Source organism: Nocardioides sp. P4_G10, assembly GCF_056401175.1.
The window spans coordinates 1-16024 of sequence record NZ_JBFUJV010000027.1; the positions used below are offsets into that span (position 1 = coordinate 1).

The 16024-nt window shown below is 72.3% G+C and carries 13 protein-coding genes; 2 read left to right on the top strand and 11 right to left on the bottom strand.

Annotated features, from left to right (window positions below; all coding sequences use genetic code 11):
• Positions 1-515: 515 nt before the first annotated feature.
• From AC1DP1_RS20605 to argC, 9 genes are all read right to left on the bottom strand, one after another.
• Entirely contained in the window at positions 516-1082 is a 567-nt protein-coding gene (locus tag AC1DP1_RS20605; protein WP_477508424.1) for a DNA-3-methyladenine glycosylase, read from the bottom strand.
• Positions 1066-2484, bottom strand: coding sequence for an argininosuccinate lyase (argH, locus tag AC1DP1_RS20610; protein WP_477508425.1), 1419 nt, complete (start codon positions 2482-2484; stop codon positions 1066-1068). The genes AC1DP1_RS20605 and argH overlap by 17 nt, the downstream gene beginning before the upstream one ends.
• Entirely contained in the window at positions 2484-3914 is a 1431-nt protein-coding gene (gene argG / locus AC1DP1_RS20615) for an argininosuccinate synthase (protein ID WP_477508426.1), read from the bottom strand. The genes argH and argG overlap by 1 nt, the downstream gene beginning before the upstream one ends.
• Positions 3911-4477, bottom strand: a complete 567-nt coding sequence (locus tag AC1DP1_RS20620) for an arginine repressor (RefSeq protein WP_477508427.1) — start codon at positions 4475-4477, stop codon at positions 3911-3913. Before AC1DP1_RS20620 ends, argG begins: the two co-directional genes overlap by 4 nt.
• On the bottom strand, positions 4474-5400 hold the full coding sequence (gene argF, locus AC1DP1_RS20625; protein WP_477508428.1) for an ornithine carbamoyltransferase: 927 nt from the start codon (positions 5398-5400) through the stop codon (positions 4474-4476). Before argF ends, AC1DP1_RS20620 begins: the two co-directional genes overlap by 4 nt.
• A gap of 61 nt (positions 5401-5461) precedes the next feature.
• Complete coding sequence (locus AC1DP1_RS20630; RefSeq protein WP_477508429.1) at positions 5462-6655, bottom strand: acetylornithine transaminase; 1194 nt, start codon at positions 6653-6655, stop codon at positions 5462-5464.
• Positions 6652-7596 carry an acetylglutamate kinase gene (gene argB / locus AC1DP1_RS20635; protein WP_477508430.1) on the bottom strand — a complete coding sequence of 315 codons (945 nt, stop codon included), beginning with the start codon at positions 7594-7596 and terminating at the stop codon, positions 6652-6654. Before argB ends, AC1DP1_RS20630 begins: the two co-directional genes overlap by 4 nt.
• Positions 7593-8744 (bottom strand): bifunctional glutamate N-acetyltransferase/amino-acid acetyltransferase ArgJ, encoded by a 1152-nt coding sequence (gene argJ, locus AC1DP1_RS20640; protein WP_477508431.1) that lies wholly within the window; start codon positions 8742-8744, stop codon positions 7593-7595. Before argJ ends, argB begins: the two co-directional genes overlap by 4 nt.
• 55 nt (positions 8745-8799) lie before the next feature.
• Positions 8800-9828: an N-acetyl-gamma-glutamyl-phosphate reductase gene (gene argC / locus AC1DP1_RS20645; protein ID WP_477508432.1), complete on the bottom strand. Its 1029-nt coding sequence runs from the start codon at positions 9826-9828 to the stop codon at positions 8800-8802.
• Between the two features lie 101 nt (positions 9829-9929).
• On the opposite strand from argC, the gene AC1DP1_RS20650 reads away from it, so the two are divergent.
• Both AC1DP1_RS20650 and AC1DP1_RS20655 read left to right on the top strand, forming a co-directional pair.
• Positions 9930-10745: a maleylpyruvate isomerase family mycothiol-dependent enzyme gene (locus tag AC1DP1_RS20650; protein ID WP_477508433.1), complete on the top strand. Its 816-nt coding sequence runs from the start codon at positions 9930-9932 to the stop codon at positions 10743-10745.
• A 92-nt stretch (positions 10746-10837) separates the two neighbouring features.
• Positions 10838-12223: a hypothetical protein gene (locus AC1DP1_RS20655; RefSeq protein ID WP_477508434.1), complete on the top strand. Its 1386-nt coding sequence runs from the start codon at positions 10838-10840 to the stop codon at positions 12221-12223.
• A 77-nt stretch (positions 12224-12300) separates the two neighbouring features.
• Here AC1DP1_RS20655 and pheT read toward each other — a convergent pair whose 3' ends face one another.
• Positions 12301-14808, bottom strand: a complete 2508-nt coding sequence (gene pheT / locus AC1DP1_RS20660) for a phenylalanine--tRNA ligase subunit beta (protein WP_477508435.1) — start codon at positions 14806-14808, stop codon at positions 12301-12303.
• A gap of 16 nt (positions 14809-14824) precedes the next feature.
• Positions 14825-15937, bottom strand: coding sequence for a phenylalanine--tRNA ligase subunit alpha (gene pheS / locus AC1DP1_RS20665; RefSeq protein WP_477508436.1), 1113 nt, complete (start codon positions 15935-15937; stop codon positions 14825-14827).
• Positions 15938-16024: the final 87 nt, after the last annotated feature.

A 16024-nucleotide genomic window follows, 5' to 3' on the forward strand; every position in this document is an offset into this window, starting at 1 on the left:
GATCAAACTCTCCATCGAAAACATACCCACCAACCCACCACCAAAGCAGCAGACCAGCAGGACTATCAATRAGAGCCACATCCATGACTGAACAAAACTAGCAATTTGAGACCCCCTCCAAAAGAAGAGGACCTCGCCAGAATCATTGTCAAAGAAACCGCGACACCAACACCCACCAAACCCAAGAAAGAGTCCGGCAAGCAAAGTTGACGTCAACGGGGCATAACAAACTAATTCGTCGACTAATCAAACACACTGTTGAGTTCTCAAGAATCAGACGCACCCGATCCTCGCCGGCTGGGCCGGTCCGGTCGCGGGGCAACCTGCAGAAACTTACCGGGCGCTTCTCTCACCGTCAAACTGGCGAGTTCGGCGCTTCGGGGTGGTCGCAGCTGGTCTCCGCTTCAGCTGACCTTCTGGCCAGGAGGCGGCGCCGCTTGCGGCGACAGGAAGAACATTAGACCCTCCTCCCGGACCTTGCCAAACCGGGGGTGCCCTTCACGCATAAGCGCAGGTCAGCGGCCTGCCGAGCGGCGCGGGGCCGCGGGGCGGTACGTGCTGACGGTGGGGTCGCCGGTGCTCCAGAACCGCCACGGACGCTCTGCTGCGAGCCGCAGACCGACCCTCGGTCCGGTGCTGATGTCGGCCACCGGCTCCCCCGCCACCAGGTCGGGACGGATCCCGTTGTCCGCGAGACCGATGCCGAGCACCCGGCACAACCGGGCCGGACCCCGGGCGAGGTCCCGGTCGCTGCTCGAGGGACGGCGCTCCCGGGCGAGGTCGATCCCGGCCACCACCTGGCCCGCGCGCAGCAGGACGGCACCGGGGTCGCCCTCGGGACCGGTGACGAGGTTGGCGCAGAAGTGCATCCCGTAGACGAAGTAGACGTAGAGCCGGCCGGGGGGACCGAACATCACCGCGTTGCGGGCCGTCTGCCCGCGGTGGGCGTGCGAGCCGGGGTCGAGCGGGCCGGCGTACGCCTCCACCTCGGTGAGGCGCACCGAGACGCCGCCGTGGGTGAGGACCGCGCCGAGCAGGCGGGGCGCCACCTCGAGCGGGTCGCCCTCAGCCCAGGCGGTCACGGTGCCCGGTGGTCGCCGTACGCACCTCGTCGAGCTGCTCGCGGACGCGGTCCGGTGCCGTCCCACCGCGGCCGGAGCGCGAGGCCACGGAGCCCTCGACGGTCAGGACGGAGCGCACCTCCGGCGTCAGCGCCGGCGAGATCCCGGCCAGCTGCTCGTCGGTGAGATCCGGCAGGTCGCAGCCGAGCTCCTCGCAGCGGCGTACGCACGCACCTGCGAGCTCGTGGGCGTCCCGGAACGGCACTCCCTCGCGGACCAGCCACTCCGCGACATCCGTGGCGAGCGAGAAGCCCTGCGGGGCGAGCTCGGCCATCCGCGCGCCGTTGAAGGTCAGCGTCGCCACCATGCCGGACACCGCGGGAAGCAGCACCTCGAGGGTCTCGACGGAGTCGAAGACGGGCTCCTTGTCCTCCTGCAGGTCACGGTTGTAGGCGAGCGGCAGCCCCTTCAGCGTCGCCATCAGGCCGGACAGGTTGCCGATGAGCCGGCCTGCCTTGGCGCGGGCCAGCTCGGCGATGTCGGGGTTCTTCTTCTGCGGCATGATGCTCGACCCGGTCGACCAGGAGTCGTGCAGCGACGCGAAGTCGAACTCGCGCGTCGTCCAGAGGATGACCTCCTCGGCCAACCGTGACAGGTCGACGCCGATCTGCGCCGTCACGAAGGCGAACTCCGCAGCGAAGTCGCGCGAGGAGGTGCCGTCGATCGAGTTGGCCGACGAGCCGGAGAAGCCGAGCTCGGTGGCGACCGCCACCGGGTCGAGACCGAGGGTCTGGCCGGCCAGCGCACCGGAACCGTAGGGCGAGTCCGATGCCACCCGGGCGTCCCAGTCGCGCAGGCGCTCGACGTCGCGCACCAGCGGCCAGGCGTGGGCCAGGAGGTGGTGCGACAGGAGGACGGGCTGCGCGTGCTGGAGGTGCGTACGCCCCGGCATGACGACATCGAGGTGTCCCCCGGCCTGTCCGGCGAGCACGTCGACGAGGTCGAGCACCAGGACCGAGATGTTGCGGGCGTGGTCGCGCAGGTAGGCCCGGAAGAGCGTGGCGACCTGGTCGTTGCGCGAGCGCCCGGCGCGCAGCCGACCGCCGACCTCGGGGCCGACCTCCTCGAGCAGCAGCCTCTCGAGGGCGCCGTGGACGTCCTCGTCGGTGGTCGCGGGGACCAGCTCGCCGGCGTCGTACCGCTCCCCCAGCACCGACAGCCCGCGCAGCAGCTCGGCGTGGTCGGCCGCGGTGAGCAGTCCGGCGCGGTGCAGCGCGTTGGCGTGCGCCCGAGAGCCGGCGAGGTCGTAGGGCGTCAGCTGCCAGTCGAAGTGCGTGGACTTCGACAGCGCCTGGAGCTCCGGGGACGGACCACTGGCGAAGCGGCCTCCCCAGAGCGAACCCTCGTTGGTCTCCCCGGCCATCAGTCGGTCCCGACGTCCATGGCGGCGTTGTCGAGCGCCTCGTCGTCGAGCGTGTCGGCGCCGTTGCGCCGGGCGATGCGGTCCGCGCCCCCGGGCTCGATCTCGCCGAACAGGTTGCCGTTCTCGACGAGCACGTGGCCCTGGTCCTGCGGCTGGCTGGCGTAGAGCTCGAGCTTGCTGCGCGAGTCGGCGATGTCGAGGTTGCGCATGGTGAGCTGGCCGATCCGGTCCGTCGGGCCGAAGACGGCGTTGTCGGTGCGCTCCATCGACAGCTTGTCGGGGTGGTAGGAGAACGCCGGTCCGTCGGTGGCCAGCACGGTGTAGTCCTCACCCCGCCGCAGCCGCAGCGTCACCTCGCCGGTCACGAGCGACGCCACCCAGCGCTGGATCGCCTCGCGCATCATCAGCGCCTGCGGGTCGAGCCAGCGGCCCTCGTAGAGCAGCCGACCCAGCCGACGTCCCTCGTAGTGGTAGGTGGCGATCGTGTCCTCGTTGTGCACGGCGTTGAGCAGCCGCTCGTAGGCGATCCAGAGCAGCGCCATGCCGGGCGCCTCGTAGATGCCGCGCGACTTGGCCTCGATGATCCGGTTCTCGATCTGGTCGGACATGCCGAGACCGTGGCGTCCACCGATCGCGTTGGCCTCCAGGACCAGCGCCACCGCGTCGCCGAAGGTCGCGCCGTTGATCGCGACCGGGCGGCCCTGGTCGAACCGGATCGTGACGTCCTCGGTCTCGATCGCGACGCTGGGGTCCCAGAACTTCACGCCCATGATCGGCTCGACGGTCTCCAGGGAGACGTCGAGGTGCTCGAGCGTCTTGGCCTCGTGGGTGGCGCCCCAGATGTTGGCGTCGGTGGAGTACGCCTTCTCCTTGCTGTCGCGGTAGGGCAGGTCGTGCTCGGTGAGCCACTGGCTCATCTCGTCGCGGCCGCCGAGCTCGTGGACGAAGTCGGCGTCGAGCCAGGGCTTGTAGATGCGCAGCTCGGGGTTGGCGAGCAGGCCGTAGCGGTAGAACCGCTCGATGTCGTTGCCCTTGAAGGTGGAGCCGTCGCCCCAGATGTCGACGCCGTCCTCGTGCATCGCCCGCACCAGCATCATGCCGGTGACCGCGCGCCCGAGGGGGGTGGTGTTGAAGTACGTGCGACCACCGGACCGGATGTGGAACGCGCCGCATGCCATCGCAGCCAGGCCCTCCTCGACGAGCGAGGCGCGGCAGTCGACTGCGCGCGCGAGCTCGGCGCCGTACTGCAGCGCGCGGGACGGTACGCCGGAGATGTCGGGCTCGTCGTACTGGCCGATGTCGGCGGTGTAGGTGCACGGCACCGCACCCTTGTCACGCATCCAGGCGACCGCCACCGAGGTGTCGAGGCCGCCGGAGAACGCGATGCCGACGCGCTCGCCGACCGGGAGGGAGGTGAGGACCTTGCTCACTGGGAGTCCTTTGCAGAGCTGGAGTTCGGGATGGGGATCGAGGAGGTCGAGCCGTGGCGGACGTCGTTGGCCAGGTCGAGGAACCGCTGGGCGAGGGCGTCGCCGCCCGCGGGGTCGCGGCCGATGACGAGCAGGGTGTCGTCTCCGGCGATGGTGCCGAGGATGTCGCCGAGGTCGGCCTTGTCGAAGGCACTGGCGAGGAACTGCGCGGCACCGGGCGGCGTACGGAGCACGACGAGGTTGGCGCTGGCCTCGGCGCTGACGAGCAGCTCGGCGCACAGGCGGGCCAGCCGGTCGCGGCCTGCCGCGGTCTCGCGGGGTGCGGAGACGCTGCGGTCACCGCCCTCCCCCGGCACGGCGTAGACGAGGGCGCCGTCGGTGTCGCGCACCTTGACCGCGTCGAGCTCGACGAGGTCGCGGCTCAGCGTGGCCTGGGTGACGCGGACGCCGTGGTCACCGAGGAGGTCGGCGAGCTCGGTCTGGGAGTGCACCGGGTGGGCCGTCACGATGTCGATGATCCGCTGGTGGCGGGCGCTCTTGGTCAGCGGGGTCGTGGCCGTCATGATGATCGCTCCAGGAGCCAGGTCAGCACCGCCTTCTGGGCGTGCCGGCGGTTCTCCGCCTCGTCCCAGACGACCGAGTGCGGCCCCTCGATGACCTCCTCGGCGATCTCCTTGCCGCGGTAGGCCGGCAGGCAGTGCATGACGATCGCGTCGGGCGCGGCGTGGGAGAGCAGGTCCTGGGTGACGCCGAAGGGCGGGAAGATCCGCAGCCGCTCCTCGGACTCCTCCTCGCGCCCCATGCTCACCCACGAGTCGGTGACCACGACGTCGACGCCGGCGACCGCCTCGACCGGGTCGGTGGTGAGCTCGATCGAGCCGCCGGTGCCCTGCGCGATCTCGCGCGCCCTCGTCACGACGTGGGCGTCGGGCGTGAACCCCTCGGGGGCGCCGACGACCACGTGCATGCCGGCGGAGGCGCCGGCCAGGACCCACGAGTTGCCCATGTTGCAGGCGCCGTCGCCGACGAAGGCGACCCGGATCCCCGCCAACCTGCCCTTGTGCTCGCGCACGGTCTGCAGGTCGGCGAGGAGCTGGCAGGGGTGGAACTCGTCGGTGAGCGCGTTGAGCACCGGCACTCCGGCGTACGCCGCCATGGTGACGACGTCGCCCTGGTGGGCCGTGCGCCACACGACGGCCGCGGCCTGGCGACCGAGGATCCGGGCGACGTCCTCGACGCCCTCGCGGGACCCCATCGCGGCGAGGCCGCCGTCGACCGTCATCGGGTTGCCGCCGAGCTCGGCGATGCCGGCGGCGAACGACACCTGGGTGCGCAGGGTCGGGCGGTCGAAGACCAGGGCGACCGTCCGCGGGCCGGCGAGCGGCTTGTGGTCGAACGGCTCGGCCTTCATCCGGTCGGCCAGGTCGAGGACCTCGAGCAGCTCGGCAGGCGACAGGTCGTCGTCACGGAGGAAGTGGCGCGTCATGCGGGGTCCCCGTGGCGTTGTTCGGAGGAGCGAAGCGGCGGAGAAGAACGTCGTGGGGTGCTCATGCGGTGGGCTCCTGTGCTGCGGCGCGGGCGGTGTCGAGGACGGCGGGCAGGGCCGCGTCGAGGGCGTCGAGGTCGGCGGCCGTGATCACCAGCGGCGGCACGAACCGCAGCCGCGTCGGGCCGGTGGCGTTGAGGATGAAGCCGGCCTCGCGCCCGGCCGCCACGGCCCGCGTGGCGTAGGGGCCGTCGAGCTCGGCGCCGCGCATGAGACCCGCGCCCGTCACCTCGACGACGCCGGTCTGCTTGCGCAGGAGCGCCTCGAGCTGGACGCCCCGGGTGACGGCGGCGTCCATCAGGCCGTCGGCCTCGATCGTGTCGAGGACGGCGAGCGCGGCGGCCGTCGCGACCGGGTTGCCGCCGAAGGTGGTGCCGTGGTTGCCCGGCTGGAGCAGCGCCGCCGCGTCGCCGCGGGCGACCGTCGCGCCGATCGGGATGCCGCCGCCGAGGCCCTTGGCGAGCGTGACGACGTCGGGCTCCACGCCGTCGAGCAGCTGGTGGGCGAACCACGCGCCGGTGCGGGCCACGCCGGTCTGCACCTCGTCGAGCCACAGCAGCGCACCGTGGCCGTGGGCGATCCGCTGGGCGGCGGCGAGGTAGTCCGCGGACGGCACGACGACGCCGGCCTCTCCCTGCATCGGTTCGAGGACGACCGCGGCGACCGTGTCGTCGACCGCGGCCTCGAGCGCGGCCACGTCGTCGTACGGGACGAAGGTGACGTCGCCCGGGAGGGGCTCGAACGGCTCGCGGTAGGCAGCCTTGGACGTGAGGGCCAGCGCGCCCATGGTGCGCCCGTGGAACGAGCCCTCGGCGGCGACGAGCCGGGTGCGGCCGGTCCGGCGGGTGAGCTTGAGCGCGGCCTCGTTGGCCTCGGCGCCGGAGTTGCTGAAGAAGACGCGGGCGTCGTCGGACCAGCCGAGGAGGCCGACGAGGCGCTCCGCCAGGGCGACCTGCGGCTCGGTGGCGAAGAAGTTGGAGACGTGGCCGAGGGTGCGGAGCTGGGTGGTGACGGCCTCGACGAGGGCGGGGTGGGCGTGGCCGAGGGCGTTGACGGCGATGCCGCCGAGCAGGTCGACGTACTCCTTGCCGTCGGCGTCCCACACGTGCGCGCCCTCCCCGCGGGCGAGCGCCAGCACAGGCGGGCCGAAGGTGTTCATGACCGCGCCGGCGTAGCGCTCCTGGACGTCGCTCATGACTCCTCGCTCGGGTAGGGCTTGCGCATCCGCGTGGCGACGCCGGGGAGCACCTGGGTGCCGACCCCCTCGTCGGTGAAGATCTCGAGCAGCACGGAGTGGGGCTCGCGGCCGTCGACGACCGTGGCGCGCGGCACCCCGCCGGTGACGGCCTCGTAGCAGGCACGCATCTTGGGGACCATCCCCGCGTCGAGGGACGGCAGCATCTCGCCGAGCGCCTCCGGGCTGATCTCCTGGATCAGGTCGTCGGAGTTGCCGTAGTCGCGGTAGAGGCCCTCGACGTCCGTGAGGACCAGGAGCTTCTCGGCGCCCAGCGCGACCGCGAGGGCCGCGGCGGCGGTGTCCGCGTTGACGTTGTGCACCTGGCCGTCGACGTCGGGCGCGACCGAGCTGACGACCGGCACGCGGCCGGCCTCGATGAGGTCGAGCACCGCCTCGGGCCGCACCTCGGCGACCTCGCCGACGAGGCCCAGGTCGACCTCCTCGCCATCGATCACGGTGTTGGTCGGCTCAGCGGTGAACAGGCCGGCATCCTCGCCGGAGAGCCCGACGGCGAGCGCGCCGTGCTGGTTGATCAGCCCGACGAGCTCGCGCTGCACCTGGCCGACGAGCACCATCCGGACCACGTCCATCGCCTCCGGCGTGGTCACCCGCAGTCCGCCCCGGAACTCCGACTTGATGCCGAGCTTGTCGAGCATCCGCGAGATCTGGGGGCCGCCGCCGTGGACGACGACCGGCTTGAAGCCGGCAAAACGCAGGAACGCGATGTCCTCCGCGAAGGCGACCTTGAGGGACTCGTCGGTCATCGCGTTGCCGCCGTACTTCACCACGATCGTCTGGCCGTGGTAGCGCTTCAGCCACGGCAGCGCCGCGGCGAGCGTGCGCGCCTTGGCGGGGTCGGGCCGGCTCGGGTGCTGGTTGATGGGGGTCGGTTCGCTCATGAGCTGTAGGCGCTGTTCTCGTGGACGTAGGCGTGGGTGAGGTCGTTGGTCCAGACGGTGGCACGGGCGTCGCCGGACTTGAGGTCGATGGTCACGCTCACCTCGCGGCCGGTGAGGTCGACGCTCGCCGGGTCCTCGGCCGGGGTGGACTGGCGGCACACCCAGACCCCGTTCATCGCGACGTCGAGGTCGGCGGGGTCGAACTGCGCCTGCGTGGTGCCGATCGAGGCGAGCACCCGCCCCCAGTTGGGGTCGTTGCCGAAGACGGCGGCCTTGAACAGGTTGCTGCGGGCGACGCTGCGGCTCACCTCGACCGCCTCCTCCTCCGACGCGGCGTGGAGGGTGGTGATGGCGATCTCGTGGTCGGCACCCTCGGCGTCCTTGAGCAGCTGCATCGCGAGGTCGGTGCAGGCCTGGGTGAGCGCGGCGGTGAAGTCCTCCGGCGTGGGGGTGATGCCGCTGGCACCGCTGGCCATGACGGTGACGGTGTCGTTGGTGGACATGCAGCCGTCGGAGTCGAGGCGGTCGAAGCTGACCCGGGTGGCGGCGCGGAGGGCGGCGTCGAGGTCGGCGGCGGGCACGACGGCGTCGGTGGTCAGGACCACGAGCATCGTGGCCAGCTGCGGGGCGAGCATCCCCGCACCCTTGGCCATCCCGCCGATGGACCAGCCGGCGCCCTCGACGACGGTGTTCTTGCTGACCGAGTCCGTGGTCATGATCGCCTCGGCGGCGCTGGTGCCGCCGTCGGGCGAGAGCGCCGCGCTCGCCGCCTCGACGCCGGCCAGGAGGTCGTCGCGGTCGTTGGCGAGGCCGATGAGGCCGGTGGAGCAGACGACGACGTCGATGGCGCCGATGCCGAGACCCTCGGCGACCTTCTCCGCCACCGCGTGGGTGGTCTGGAAGCCCTCGGGGCCGGTGTAGCAGTTGGCGCCGCCGGAGTTGAGGACGACCGCCTTGACGGTGCCGTCCTTGACGACCTGCTGGCTCCACAGCACGGGGTTGGCCAGGCACCGGTTGGCGGTGAAGACGCTCGCGGAGTCGAAGGTGGGGCCCTGGTTCACGACCAGGGCGAGGTCCTTGGCGCCGGTGGACTTGAGTCCGGCCGCAACGCCGGCGGCGGTGAAGCCGTGGGGGGTGGTGACGCTCATTCGGGGCCCCCGTCGGAAGCGGGGCGAAGCGAGCATTTCGATGGGGAGTGAGTCATCAGGGGGCGATTCCGATCGTGGTGAGCCCGGCGGCCTCGTCGAGACCCAGGGCGAGGTTCATGCACTGGACGGCGGCGCCGGCGGTGCCCTTGGCGAGGTTGTCGACCACGGCCACCGCCACAAGTCGTCGTACGCGCTCGTCGACCGCGACCTGCACCTGCACGGCGTTGGAGCCGAGGACGGACTGGGTCTGCGGCCACTGGCCCTCGGGGAGCAGGTGCACGAAGGGCTCGGTGTCGTACGCCGCTGCGTAGGCGTCGCGGACCTGGTCCGGGGTGACGCCGTCGAGCAGGGGCGCCTGGACGGTCGCGAGGATGCCGCGGGACATCGGTACCAGGAGCGGCGTGAAGCCGACCCTCACCGGCGCCCCGTGGACGCCGTTGAGGTTCTGCACGATCTCGGGCGTGTGGCGGTGGGTGCCGCCGACGCCGTAGGCGCTGGCGTTGCCCATCACCTCGCTGCCGAGCAGGTGCGGCTTCGCCGCCTTGCCGGCACCGCTCGTGCCGGACGCGGCGACCACGGTGATGTCGGGCTCGACGAGACCGGCAGCGAGCGCAGGCACCGCCGCCAGCGTCGAGACGGTCGGGTAGCAGCCGGGCACGGCGATCCGCCGGGCGCCGCGGAGCAGCTCCCGCTGGCCGGGCAGCTCCGGGAGGCCGTAGGGCCACGAGCCGGCGTGCTCGCCGCCGTAGAACGTCTGCCACTCCCCCGCGTCGGTGAGGCGGAAGTCGGCGCCGCAGTCGATGACGACGGTGTCGTCGCCGAGCGCCCGGGCGATCTCGGCGGACTGGCCGTGCGGCAGCCCCAGGACCACGACGTCGTGCCCCGCCAGTGTGTCGACCGTCGTCTCGGCCAGCACGCGGTCGGCCAGCGGGAGCAGGTGCGGCTGCAGCGAGCCGAGCCGCTCACCGGCGTTGGAACCCGCGGTCACGGCGCCGACCTCGACGCCCGGGTGGCCCAGGAGGAGGCGCAGGACCTCTCCCCCGGCGTACCCACTGGCTCCGGCCACGGCGACGGTTGCGGTCATATGCATGACTATACATTGCACTGCATGTATGCGGCGACTCGGGTCCGATGGGGTCCGATAACGCGAGGCGGAGCGTCGGTCTCCTCCCCTACCGTGCACGGGTGACCTCACTCCACACCCGCCTGTCCCCCGACGTCTACCTCGACCACCTGCGCGCCGAGTCGGCTCGCTTCCGCGACGTGCTCGCCGACTGCGACCCGGCGGCCCGTGTCCCGGCCTGTCCCGACTGGGACGCCGCCGACCTGCTCTGGCACCTCGCCACGGTGCAGCGGTGGTGGACCGAGGTGCTCACGGCCAGGCCCGAACGGCCGGAGGAGATCGACCCGCCCCGCCCGGAGGCGTACGACGACCTGCTGCGCACCTACGACGAGTGGTCGGGCGGTCTGGCCGCGGCGCTCGACGGCGCGGACCCGCAGGAGGAGGCCTGGAACTGGTCGGACGACCACACGGTCGGGTTCATCCTCCGCCGGCAGGCGCACGAGGCGCTGGTGCACCGCATCGACGCCGAGCAGGCCGCCGGGGTGGGCAGCGAGCTCGACGCCCAGCTGGCGGCCGACGGCGTGCACGAGTGCCTCGACGTGATGTACGGCGGGATGCCGCCATGGGGGTCGTGGGAGGCCGGCGAGGGGACGGTGCGGGTCGACGCGACCGACACCGGGGAGTCGTTCTGGCTGCGGTTCGGGACGTTTTCCGGCACCGACCCCGACAGCGGCACGTCCTACGCCGACGAGGAGGACTTCCACGTCGTGCCTGCGCCCGACGATTCCGACGGCGAGCCCGACGTCGTCGTCGACGGGCCGGCGGCGGCGCTGGACCTGTGGCTGTGGAACCGCGGCGACGACGCCGACATCTCCACCGCCGGGGACCGGGACGTGCTCGAGCGGTTCACCGCGATCGTGGCGTCGCCGATCAACTGACGACAACCCGCGGGCATCCGGCTGCGTCTCCCTGATGACCAGGCCGGCGGGAGCGTCATCACCGGCAGCAGCACCTCTCGGGAGGAACACCCATGCCCACCACCGTCACCGCGACCGGCCTCGGAGCCGTGCTCGGCCTCACCCTGGCGCTCCTGCCGAGCGTCCCGGCCAACGCCGACCCCGCCACCTGCCAGGGCAGGGCGGTGACGGTCGTGGGCGACGCCGGGACCGACGGGGACGACGTCATGGTCGTCGGGCCGGGCCAGCGCTCGGTCAGCACCGGGCCCGGCAACGACCTGGTGTGCATCCGGCTCGGCGGCGACACCAGGCGCTCGCTCTACCTCGACACCGGGCCCGGCGACGACGCCGTCCACAACGAGACGACCGCCAGCGAGCGGGTCGCCTACGTGACCCTCGGCCTGGGCGCCGACACCTACGTCGGGAGCGATGCCAGCCAGGACTACGTCACCTCCGGAGCCGACTCGTCGGGCGGCACGACCGACACCGAGAAGGACGTCATCGACACCCGGGGCGGCGACGACGCTGTCACCTCGGGGTCCGTGGCTCCCGGGACGCAGAACCCCGACGTCATCGTCACGGGTGCGGGCGACGACGGCCTCGCGTGGGCCGGCGAGCAGGCGGGCGGCCAGGTCGACCTGGGGGCCGGGGAGAACAGCCTCAGGCTCAGCTCGGGGTGGGCCGGGTCAGACGTCGACATCGACGCGACCACCGGGCTGGTGAGCGCCGACACCCGGTCGGTCCTGCGCTGGACCGGCGACGTGACGGCCTACACGTTGCAGTACACCCACCTGCGGACGACGTTCACCGGGACCGGGCTCGACGAGTACCTCACGTTCTGGCCGTCCCAGCGCGACCAGAAGGGTCCGCCCTCGTCGGTGGGCGATCCCGGGCTGCGCCTCGACGCCGACATGGGCGGCGGCGACGACCGGCTCGAGATGCTCGACGCGGCCGGTGGCAGGTGGGTGGGCGGCGCCGGGCGGGACCGGCTCGGCATGCCGCGCTGCCGGGTGGCCGACGTGCGTCTCGGCCGCGGCTACGAGTGCCAGGACGAGAGCCGCGCCCGGACGCCCTACTCCGGCGCGCTCGACGCGTGGGAGAAGGTGACCGTGCCCGGCTGGCACCTCCGGGTGGCCGGCACTCCCGGCCCCGACGACATCAGGACGTACGGCGCCCGCAACCGCATCGACGGGCGCGGCGGGGACGACCTGATCGCCATCCCGACCGTCGCGGGCGTCGGGAGGAAGGCACTGGTGGGCATCGTGAACGGAGGCGCGGGCGACGACGTGATCCGGGGCAGCTATCTCCGCGACCGCCTGCTGGGCGGCTCGGGCAACGACCGCATCCACGGGCAGCGCTCCGACGACGTGATCCGCGGCGGCGCCGGCCGGGACCGCGCCTTCGGAGGTCCGGGGCGCGATCGCTGCTCGGCGGAGGTACGCCGCACCTGCGAGCGCTGAGACGTCGCACTGGCCCTTGAGTCTTCTGGAGACTCAAGGGCCCGTGTCGTGCGGGGACGTGTCGCGGCGAGGGCGGGTCAGGCGCGCTGGACGGCTCCCGTGCGCTCGGCTGCGAGCGCGACGGCGGCGTCGCGGGCCGCTGCCGCCTCTCCCTCCTTGAGGGTCCGGTCGAGCGCGCGGAATCGCAGGGCGTAGGCGAGGGACTTCTTGCCCTCGCCGACCTGGTCGCCGGTGTAGACGTCGAAGAGCCGGATCGACTCCAGCAGCTCACCTGCCCCGTCGCGCAGCGCGGCCTCGACGTCGGCGGCCGGGACCGAGGCGTCGACGACGAGCGCGACGTCCTCCTTGGCGACGGGGTACGACGAGAAGGTCGGCGCCGTGCGGAGGTGGACCGCGCGGGCGATCAGCAGGTCGAGGTCGACCTCAGCGGCGACGGTGCGCTTCGGCAGGCCGAACGCCTGGCACACCGTGGGGTGCACCTCGCCGGCGTGGCCGATGACCTCGCCGTCGACCGTCAGCTCGGCGCAGCGACCGGGGTGCCACGGCGCGAGCTCGACGGCCGAGGCGCTGACCGCGAGGCCGAGCGATGCCGCGACGGCTCGTACGGCCTCGACGGCGTCGGCCCACGAGACGGGCCGGGCCTCGCCCCACCAGCCACCGGACACCGCGTCACCGGCGCCGACCAGCGCGAGGTGGAGCGGCTGGGCAGGCAGGGCGGCGTCGAGGGCCTCGAGCTCGGCCTCGGTGGGGCGCCGGTCGACCGGCAGGATCGCTGCCGGGCCGGCGTGGCGCGGGAGCGTGACGGTGCCGGTCTCGAAGATCGCGACGTCGGTGGTGCCGTGCCCGACGTTCTTGCCGGCCGTGCGCAGCAGGCCCGGGAGGAGGGTCGAGGTCATGAAGCCGGCCTCGGCGTTGAGCGGGTTGGACAGGCGCAGCAGGTCGCGGCGCGGGTCCTCGGCCGTCAGGCCCAGCGCGTCGAGGTCTGCCTCGCCGACGAACGGGAAGGTCACCACCTCCACGAAGCCCTCGCCGGCCAGCGTGCGCCCGATCCGGCGCCGCAGCTGCTGCGGGCGGGTGAGGCCGCGGCCGGACGGAGGGGTCGGGAGGACCGACGGCACCTTGTCGTAGCCGACGAGCCGGACGACCTCCTCGGAGAAGTCCTGGGCGTCGGTGAGGTCGGGGCGCCACGGGGGCGGGGTGACCGACAGGGTGCCGGACCCGTCGACCTCGCAGCCGACCGCACGGAGGCACGCGACCGCCTGCTCCTCGGTGATCGGCATCCCCGACACGCGGGCGGCCAGGTCGCCGGCGACCTCGACGACCGGCATGGCCGGCGGGGTCCCGACGACGGTGACGCCCGGGTGGGCCGTGGCGCCGCCGTGCTCGACGAGCAGCTCGACGACACGATCGGCCGCCGCCTCGCAGATCGTGGGGTCGACGCCGCGCTCGTTGCGCTTGCCGGCCTCGGAGGTGATCTTGTGGCGGCGACCCGTGCGGAACATCGACACCGCGTCCCAGTGGGCCGCCTCGACGAGCACCGACGTGGTCGTGCCGGAGATCTCGGTCGTCTCCCCCCCCATCACGCCGCCCAGGCCGATGATCCCGGAGTCGTCGGTGACGACGAGGTCGCCGGGGTCGAGCGTGCGGGCGGTCCCGTCGAGGGTCGTGAGCTTCTCGCCCTCGCGCGCCCGGCGTACGACGATCGCGCCCTGCAGCCGGTCGGCGTCGTAGCCGTGGATCGGGCGTCCGGTCTCGAGCATCACGTAGTTGGTGACGTCGACGGCGAGCGAGATGCTCCGCATCCCGGCCGCGGTGATGCGCTGGACCATGAAGTCCGGCGTCGCGGCCGCGGGGTCGAACCCGTCGACGCGCCGGGCCACGAACACCGGGCACCCCTCGGCGTCCTCGACGACCACGGGGTGGCCGTGGTCGTTGGCCGCCGGCGTGTCGCGCAGCGCCGGGTCACGGAAGCCGCTCGCACCGTCGACGGAGACGAGGACCTCGCGGGCGATGCCACGCAGGGACAGCGCGTAGGCCCGGTCGGGGTTGACCTCGAACTCGATGACCTCCTCGTCGAGCCCGAGCACCGCACGGACGTCCTGACCGGGCTCGCCGGCGTCGGGCGGCAGCACGATGATGCCGTCGTGGTCCTCGCCGAGGCCGAGCTCGCGGGCCGAGCAGATCATGCCGGCGGAGAGGTGGCCGTAGGTCTTGCGGGCGCCGATCTCGAAACCGCCGGGGAGCACGCCGCCGGGCAGCACCGTGACGACGAGGTCGCCCGGCGCGAAGTTGTGGGCCCCGCAGACGATGCCCACGCCGTCAGACTGCTCGCCGGTGCCGTGGGCTGCATTCAACTCGGGACCGACGTCGACGGTGCACCAGTTGATGGTCTTGCCGTTCTTCTGCGGCTCCGGCTCCATCGTGAGGACGCGGCCGATCACCAGCGGACCGGTGATCTCGCGGCCGGGGCTGACGACCGCCTCGAGCTTGAGGCCGGTCAGCGTGAGCCGGTCGGTGATCTCCTCGGTGGTGGTGCCGGCGGGTACGTCGACGAGGTCCAGGATCCAGGACAGGGGTGCCTTCATCGCTCGTTCTCCCCTCTCAGATCTCGGTGCCGAACGCGCTGCTGAACCGGACGTCACCCTCGAAGAGCGGACGCAGGTCCTCCAGGTCGTGGCGGAACATGAACGACCGGTCGATGCCCATGCCGAAGGCGAAGCCGCTGTAGACCTCCGGGTCGACGCCGCAGGCCACGAGGACGCGGGGGTTGACCACGCCGCAGCCGCCCCACTCGATCCAGCCCTCACCACGGCAGGTGCGGCACGAGGCCGAGCCCCCCTCGTCGACACCAGTGCCGCGGCACACGAAGCACTTGACGTCGACCTCGGCCGACGGCTCGGTGAACGGGAAGTACGACGGCCGGAACCGCGTGGTGATGCCGTCGCCGAACAGCTGCGACGCGAAGTGGTCGAGCGTTCCCTTGAGGTGCGCCATCGTGATGCCCTCGTCGACCACGAGGCCCTCGACCTGGTGGAACATCGGCGAGTGCGTGGCGTCGTACTCGTCGGTGCGGAACACCCGGCCCGGGCAGACCACGTAGATGGGCGGCTTGCGGGTCAGCATGGTGCGCGCCTGGACCGGCGAGGTCTGGGTGCGCAGCACGACGTGGTCCTCGGCCGGCTCGGTCCAGAAGGTGTCCTGCATGGTGCGCGCCGGGTGGTCGGGCCCGAGGTTGAGGGCATCGAAGTTGAGCCACTCGGCCTCGACGACCGGGCCCTCGGCCACCTCGTAGCCCATGGCCACGAAGAGGTCGGCGATGAGCTCGGACTGCAGGGTCAGCGGGTGCCGACCGCCACGGCGGCGGCGGGTCGTCGGCAGGGAGACGTCGACGGTCTCCTCAGCCAGCATCCGCTCCTCGTGCTCGGCCTCGAGGACGGTCTGCCGGGCGGCGATGGCCTGGTTGACGGCGCCGCGGGCCTGGCCGACGCGCTGGCCGGCCTCCTTGCGCGCCTGGGGCGGCAGGGCGCCGATCTCGCGGTTGGCGAGGGCGAGCGGCGAGCGGTCGCCGGCGTGGTCGAGGCGGACCTGCTTGAGGGCGTCGAGGTCTGTGGCGTCCGCGATCGCGGCGAGAGCCGCCTGACGCATCGCCTCGACCTGGTCGGCCTTGAGCGGGGTCACTTCGACGGGGTCGTAGTCGGTGTTGGGGCCGGACATGGCTCCCTTTCTAGGCGACAACAAGTCGCCTCCGAGTTGAGATGAGGATGAGCGTCGGGTCGGACGGGGACTCCCCGGACCCGGTGA